The organism is Caulobacter sp. GW822-FHT01G02, from assembly GCF_058802865.1.
The window spans coordinates 708,007-714,940 of record NZ_JBXAON010000003.1; the positions used below are offsets into that span (position 1 = coordinate 708,007).

Annotated in this window: 5 protein-coding genes; 3 read left to right on the forward strand and 2 right to left on the reverse strand. The window is 66.4% G+C overall.

Annotated elements, in window-relative coordinates; all coding sequences use genetic code 11:
• Window positions 1–5: 5 nt before the first annotated feature.
• Together AC1RNC_RS12230 and AC1RNC_RS12235 are read right to left on the reverse strand one after the other, a co-directional pair.
• Entirely contained in the window at window positions 6–1,436 is a 1,431-nt protein-coding gene (locus AC1RNC_RS12230; RefSeq protein WP_492886544.1) for an efflux transporter outer membrane subunit, read from the reverse strand.
• Window positions 1,437–1,660: 224 nt separating this feature from the next.
• A complete protein-coding gene (locus AC1RNC_RS12235) occupies window positions 1,661–2,062 on the reverse strand; it encodes a BA14K family protein (protein WP_492886546.1) in 402 nt (133 codons plus the stop codon).
• Between the two features lie 334 nt (window positions 2,063–2,396).
• Here AC1RNC_RS12235 and AC1RNC_RS12240 point away from each other — a divergent pair, with 334 nt between their 5' ends.
• From AC1RNC_RS12240 to AC1RNC_RS12250, 3 genes are all read left to right on the forward strand, one after another.
• The gene (locus AC1RNC_RS12240; RefSeq protein ID WP_492886548.1) at window positions 2,397–3,395 is read left to right on the forward strand and encodes a glucokinase; all 999 of its coding nucleotides are present in this window, start codon (window positions 2,397–2,399) and stop codon (window positions 3,393–3,395) included.
• A gap of 861 nt (window positions 3,396–4,256) precedes the next feature.
• Window positions 4,257–5,309 carry a DUF6976 family protein gene (locus AC1RNC_RS12245; protein ID WP_492886550.1) on the forward strand — a complete coding sequence of 351 codons (1,053 nt, stop codon included), beginning with the start codon at window positions 4,257–4,259 and terminating at the stop codon, window positions 5,307–5,309.
• A 55-nt stretch (window positions 5,310–5,364) separates the two neighbouring features.
• Window positions 5,365–6,612, forward strand: a complete 1,248-nt coding sequence (locus AC1RNC_RS12250; RefSeq protein WP_492886552.1) for a hypothetical protein — start codon at window positions 5,365–5,367, stop codon at window positions 6,610–6,612.
• The last annotated feature ends 322 nt before the right edge of the window (window positions 6,613–6,934 follow it).

The window sequence follows — 6,934 nt, forward strand, 5'->3', positions numbered from 1 at the left end:
TTTCTCTAGGGAGCGGCGACGCTGGAGGGGTCTGGCGCGGCCTGCCAGCCGCCGCCCAGGGCCTTGTAGAGCTGGACCGCCGCAGTCGCGCGGGCGACGCGCGCCGAGGCCAGGCTGTCCTGACTGGAGAGTAAGGTGCGCTCGGATTCCAGCAGCGATTGGAAATCGGTGCGGCCGGAGCGGTATTGGATGCGGGCGATTTCGGCGGCGCTGCGGGCGGCGGACTCGGCGGCGACCAGCGCCTGCAGCCGGCGGTCCGTGGCGGACACCGAGACGAGGGCGTTTTCGCTCTCCTCCAGGGCGGTGAGGACGCTGGTGCGATAGGCGGCCAAGGCGCCGGCCGCGCTGGCCCGCTGAGCCTCCACCGCGGCGCGGATCTGGCCGCCCCGGAAGATCGGGGCGGTGATCCCGGCGACCAGGTCGCCGGCCATGTCGCCCGCGGCGTTCGACAGCGAACCGCCCGAGCCGGAAAAGGTCCCGCTCAGCGTCAGCGCCGGATAGAGCTGGGCTGCCTGGACGCCGATGCGGACGGTCTCCGCCGCCAGGGTGCGTTCGGCCAGCGCCACGTCCGGCCGCCGGCGGATCACGTCGGCGGGAATGGCGGCGGGCAGCGCGACCGGTGCGGCGGGCGGGTCGGCGGCGGGCTCGAGCAGGCCGTTCACCGCCCCCGGCGCTTCGCCCAGCAGCACCGCTAGTCGGTTGGCCGCGGCGGCGTAGGTTGTCTCGATCGCGGGGATGCTCGCCGCGGTCTGAGCGCGGAGTTGGCGGGCCTGCTCCAGGTCGAGGGAGCCGACCAAACCCGCCTGCAGCCGCCAGCCGGTGATCTCCACCGTCTCGTCCAGGGTGGAAAGCGTGTCGCGAGCGATGCGCAGCCTGGCTTGGGCCTCGCGGGCGTCGAGATAGTTGAGAGCGATCTCGGAGGCGACCGTGAGCTGGACCGCCCGCAGGCTGGCGCGTGTCCCCTCGGCCGTGGCCCGGGCGGCCTCGACCGAACGACGTCCGCCGCCGAAGATGTCGGTCTCGTAGGCGGCGTCGAAGCCGATCTGGTAGCTGGCGCGGCCAGAGGTCTGACCCGATGTGCGTTCGCCGACTTGGCGGGTTCCCGAGCCGGACGCGTTCAGGCTGGGCAGCAGCGCCCCGCGCGCGGCGCGGAGGTCGGCGCGCGCCGCGCGCACCCGCGACCCCGCCTCGTCGATATCGAGGTTGGCGGCCAGCCCGCGTTCCACCAAGGCCGTCAAGGTCGGGTCGCCGAACGCCTGCCACCAGCGGGCGAGGTCAACGTCGGCGGAGATTTCGCGCGCCCCGGCCGTGAATTGCTCAGGGACCCTCAGCTCGGCAAGCGTCGGCGCGTGGTAGTCGGGCCCCGCAACGCAACCGGCAAGCAGGATCACGACGCCGCCCGACGCCGCCCGCAGCATATTTCGGAAGTGGATCAACTGTCCCCTCCTGTCCAGAGGCGCAACTTGGGGCCCACTTACCGAACTTTGCCGTACGCCACCTTGACGCCGGTCAAGCGGACAAGGTGACGCCTCCGTCACCTTTGATCGCAGGCAAATCGGGCGGAAAAAGCCGCTCGTGCCCAGAACCCCGCCACGCCGTCATCGCCGCCTCGCCAAAGGCCAGGGCGGCGATGGCCGAGGAAGTCGCCTCCCCGCCTCTGCTACTGGCAGTACCGGCGCAGACCGTCACGTCCGAGATAGGTGCCGCTGCGGGGATCGAAGGACCGGTATTTGCGGGCGCAGTAGGCGATCCAGTCCGGATCGTTGAGCCGGGGCTCGACCCGGTCCTTGTCCTGGCTGGAGCCGGCGATCGCCGCGCCGAGCGCAAAGCCCAGAACCCCGGCGATGATCGCGTCGCTGTGGTCGTTCCGACGGTCCGGGTGGCGGCGGACATAGTCCTGGCGATAGCGCCACTGCGGCTCGGTCCAGCCGGGCGGCGGCGAGCGCCAGCGATCGTGACGCGACTCGCTCGGCGGGTGGCGGCCGGGTTGGGCGAGCGCCGGAACAGGGGCTTGGGCGGCAAGGGCCAGGATCAGGGTGCTGGCGACCAGGACACGCGGCATCTGAAATCTCCTTCTCATCATAAGCCCTGGGGAGCGTAGAGGCTGGCCGCCGCCAGCCTTTGCCGTTGATCAAATCGGCGGTGGGACGAAGTTCAGCCCATCCGGATCTGCGCGCCCGCCGCGCCGGCGATGACGGCTTCGGCGTCGGCCAGGCGCTCAATGCCGCTGTCCCCCCAGCGCCTTCGACGAACCGCCAGACAGGCCCCGGCGACCAATAGATCGGGTGTCGATAGAGGATGAATAGTCCCACACCCGATCCGACGCGGCCATGCGACATCGCGGCCTATTGTCGATCCCGTGATTTTGGCCAGGCTCACGACCTGTGAAGGGCGACTTGCGTGCCGATGGGTTGGTCAAGGGAAATCGATGGATGATCGAGTCTCCAGACGTCACTCACCCGATCCTGGTGGTCGATGTGAGCGGACTTCAAGCCCGCCTCGGCCTGGCCGCGCCCGGTCAGGCGCCCGCGTCGGTGAGCGTGGTCGATTGTACGAGCCAGGACCAACTGATCGACATCTTGGCCCAAGCGCGCGCATCGTTCGGTAGACCCTTGCACGGCGTGGCCATCGCGGCGCCGGGGCCAAACTTGGATGGCGTTATCCAGCTAACCCACTCTGATATGCGCCTCGATGCCGACCTCATCGCCGACCGGCTCGGACTGCGGCGCCTACACCTCGTCAATAACTTCACCGCCCGAGCCCTAGCCGTGCCGCTGCTGGCGCCCGAGGCGCTAGAACCGATCGGCGGCGGCGCGCCGCACCGAGACGCGCCGGTCGGCGCGGTGGGCCCCTCCGAAGCGGGCCTTGGCATGTCGATCCTTTATCCCGACGGATTTGTCGGCTGGACAGCCGCCGCCGCCGAGGGCGGACACGTGGACCTGGCCGCCGCCAATGACCGCGAAGCCGACATTATCAGCGTGCTGCGGGACAGGCACGACCATGTCTCCGCCGAACACGTGCTTTCGGGCCAGGGGCTGCTGGACGTAGCGCTGGCCGTCTCGACCCTGGCTGGCGCGCCGCGGCGTCCAGCTAACCTCCAAACACTGCTGGAAGCCGCCAACCGCGGCGAGGCCGTGGCGCTGGAGACCTTCAACCTGGTCTCGGGGTGGCTGGGCGCGGTGTGCGGCAACCTTGTGCTGACCACCGGCGCGCGAAGTGGTGTCTACATCATCAGCGCGACGGTGCTGTCGTGGGGCGATCGGCTAGATCGCGCTATTGTCCGGCAACGTTTCGAAGCCAAGGGACGCATGGCCGCCTACCTCCGCGACGTCCCACTCTATCTGGTCAACGATCCCAACTGCGGCCTATTGGGCTTGACCACCCTGTTCGATTGAAGCCACGACGACGACTTGAGCGCAGGCCGCGATCGTCCTGGCGGAGAGGCGCGAGGCGCCCGCGGCAAGTAACCTGTTCCGACAAGTCGTCGCCAGCCCGATTGGGAAGGTCGCTTCGCGACACCGCTCAGGAAGCCTGCCGTTGATGATCTCAGTCCAGATCGCGAGTCGATCGTAGGACCCTGTAGCGGGGCCCCTCGCCCAAGAACCTGACGCGCACCCGAGCGCCTCGTCGCCAGATCACGGCCGACAGGTAGCTGAGGCCGGTCCGCGGATCGACCAACACAAGCCGCTGTGGCAGGCGCCTCTCGCCAACATCGATCAGCGCCTCATCCCCGGCGAGGTCAAGAAGGACGGCCTTACGCGCCAAGGTGCCGTCGCAGACATAGACGGTGTCGCCCTCTCCACGTCCCAGGGGAGGCGCAAATCCCGAACCGTCTGTCGTAAGATCGAAAGCCGATGTCATGGTTCGAAGCGTAGGTCACGGTCATTAATCGGATCTGCCGCCTAGGTTGCGACCTGTCGCCTCACGCGGGATCAGCGTGCGCCGACAAGGATGATCGGCCCTCGCCGGCGAAGCGCCATTTAGGGGAGCTCAAATGGCATGAAGCCAGCCGCCGACACGGTTTGAAGGTCCAGGACGAACACAACGTCCCGCCACCGCCCCGTCGATGCCGGCGCGGGTTGAGCATCATCGAACGTGGTCATGCGACACCGCACCGCAGGCGCGAGGCGCGTCTCCGACGCGTTACGCCAGGGCTCTCGCGCGCGGCGTGGCTGCGACAATCGGTCTGCGCGAAGTTAGTGAATTGATCGATCCTGACTTGTAGGTTGTTGAAACAGAGACCCAGGATCCGCGCCATGAGAAATCTGTTTCTGACACCAGAGGCGACGGCAGAGCTGATCGCAACCGGCGCGGTGGCGTTCATCTCGGGATCCGAGGTGCTGCTTCGCGGCTTGCCGCGCGGGCGATGGATTGGCGGCACAACCGCATACTTTGTCACGGAAGCGGGCGGGGTAGCGCGCGAGGACCGGCTTTTTTGCACCGTTTTTGACGAGGCTCTGCGAGCCCGAACCGCCATCCTGCCGGCAAGCCGGTTGGAGGCTGTAACGGAGGGCCGCTTCAGCCACGGCGTGACTTGCATCATCACGCCAGCCTTTGCCGAGGCGCACCAGCGATACGCGTTGGAAGGACCCGCCCTGCCCGGGCTGTATGATCAACCCGTCTTCGGCTGGGTCGCTGGCGTTCGGCTGGATCTGGCGCAGCAACAGCTTCCGAAGGTGTTCGATGGCGCCACCGGCCTGGCGGCCTGTGATGGCCTGGCCACGCTCTGGCTGGAGTTGCCTCCTCACCTCGAAGCAGATCTCGACATCGTCAATCTGTTTGAAGAGGGCGACGGGGACGTCATTTGTTTCCCGGAGGCCGGGTTTTCGGTGAGCGATTGTCTCGTCGATGGACAGGCGGCCAACTTCGCGGAATATCTTGTCGCGGGCGGGTTCGATACGCGCTCGCCCATGGTGGCCGACTATGGCGGAGCCGTGATCAACGTCTCATTCCAAGCGGTGGATCGGGAGGCGGGGATCGTGCGCCTCTACGCACCGGTCGTCCCCGGCGTCTCCTACCGCTTGGCGCGATCGGTCCGGGAACATACTCTGCCGTACGCCTATGCCGCGCCACCAGATGAGGCCCCAGGCATGCTATCCTGCAATTGCATACTCAACTACCTGCACGCCGGCCTGGAAGGGCGCTCCGCGGGGGGCTTTGTCGGTCCAGTAACGTTCGGCGAGTTCGCCTACATCCTGCTTAATCAGACACTTGTTCGCTTAGCGATCTTTGATCCCACCGAAGATAGCGTAGTCGCCGGAAGGCTCGGCGCAAATGTCGCCTCATACGCCCAAGCCATTGGGCGATGACGAGCCTGCCACCGCCCCGTCCATCGCCTCGCCACCAAGAGTTTGAGCGCGCGTCATGACCGCAATCGCCTGCCTTAAGATATTCGTCGGGGACGACCTACAATTCGCCGACACGGAAGCCATGGCGGGCCTGGTGGCCAAGGTGGCCGGAGCCTATCTCGAATCCGTTTGGACGTGGCCACGCCGTCACGGCCTCGTCGCGCCCTTCTCCTTCGTCTTGGCTGACCCTCGCGCGACCCGGCTCGATGCTCGGGAGATGCGCCAGCTTGCGGTCGACTTGCAGCACAAGCTGTTTGGCGACAAGGGCGCCGGGGAAATCGCCCTGCTGATGTTTGAAGGCGACCAGAGCGACGTAATGCGCTTTGCCGGAACCTCGAATGAAGCCCTTAGGGCCCTCATGGCCGGTGAGGGCGACGGAGACTTCGCGGGCCGGATTTGCAAGATCACCCCGCAGGGCGTGACCAGTCTTGTTCCTCGCGATGGTCCCGTGGAGGGCTCGCCGCCCGCGGAGGAGTTGGAGGCGATCGAGCCAGACCCGCCGAAAGGTGGCCCCAGCAGCTTGCTGGGGGTGCCGGTGGCGACCACGGGGTGGTGGGGAATCTATTACCTCCTAAGGGAGCGGTTCGTTGGGAGCGGCGTCGATTGTCGCGCGGCTTGGGACGGCGATCCGTTCAGCTCTGTCGAAGACTCCGATGCATCGACGCGAGATATGATCTGCCTGAACGCCGCAAACGAGGCGCTGCGGGGCGCGAATGTGGGCGGCTACATGTTCGTCCCGTTCAGTTTCTCCTCGATGATCAAACCCACCCTGCGGGAAACCTATCGCCCCCTGGTCGAGAAGCTCCCTCTTGCCGCCCGCCCCAGGCTGGCCGCCAATGTGTATGATGTGCCGCGCGAGCCTTCCTACGGCGCAATCAGCCAGTTGCGCGCATTTTTACAGCCTCGCTTTTCCCTGATCGACCTACAGGTTCGCGACCCGGGGTTTAGGATCGAAAGCCTGCCGGCCGGGGCTGTAAACAGCGTCACCTTGGTGCTGACCGGTCAAGATGAGCGGGCCCGCCTGGACTTGATCACCCGCTTCCTGAAGGCCGCGGAGGCCTATCGTGCAAAGCGCGTTTGGCAGGGAGTCGCTGGGCTCGCCAGTCTACGCGAGCTAGATCTCTGCCGGCGATTGCGAGCGCCCTTTCTCAGCGGACCGATGGTGGCGCCCCTGGCGGATGCGCCCGGTGGCGAAGTCGAGTGCCCGGCGCTCAATCTCCCGATTCGGCTCTCTGATCATCGGCAGCGGCAGACGCCAGCCTGAGCGAACTCTGAGCGCCCCATCGACTACCTAGACACCTGGGATGGTCGCATCGTGATTTCCCGCCTCCTCACTCAGATGTAGAGCGGCGCTTACGCCTAAGCCATTTGGCTGCTGTCGCTCATCAAGGGGCCGGCTCTACGGCAGCACTGCACGGATGGCCGATCTAGAGCCATAAATGCGACCGCCTCGCACTATCATCAGCGTTAAGTTGCTGTCGCAGCACAGTAGGGCGGGCTTGCTAAGCGTGTCGCTGCAACTTGGGTCGATCCCACTAAGGCATTGAAAACCTTATAGATCGACCCAAGCCACAACCTGAGAAAAC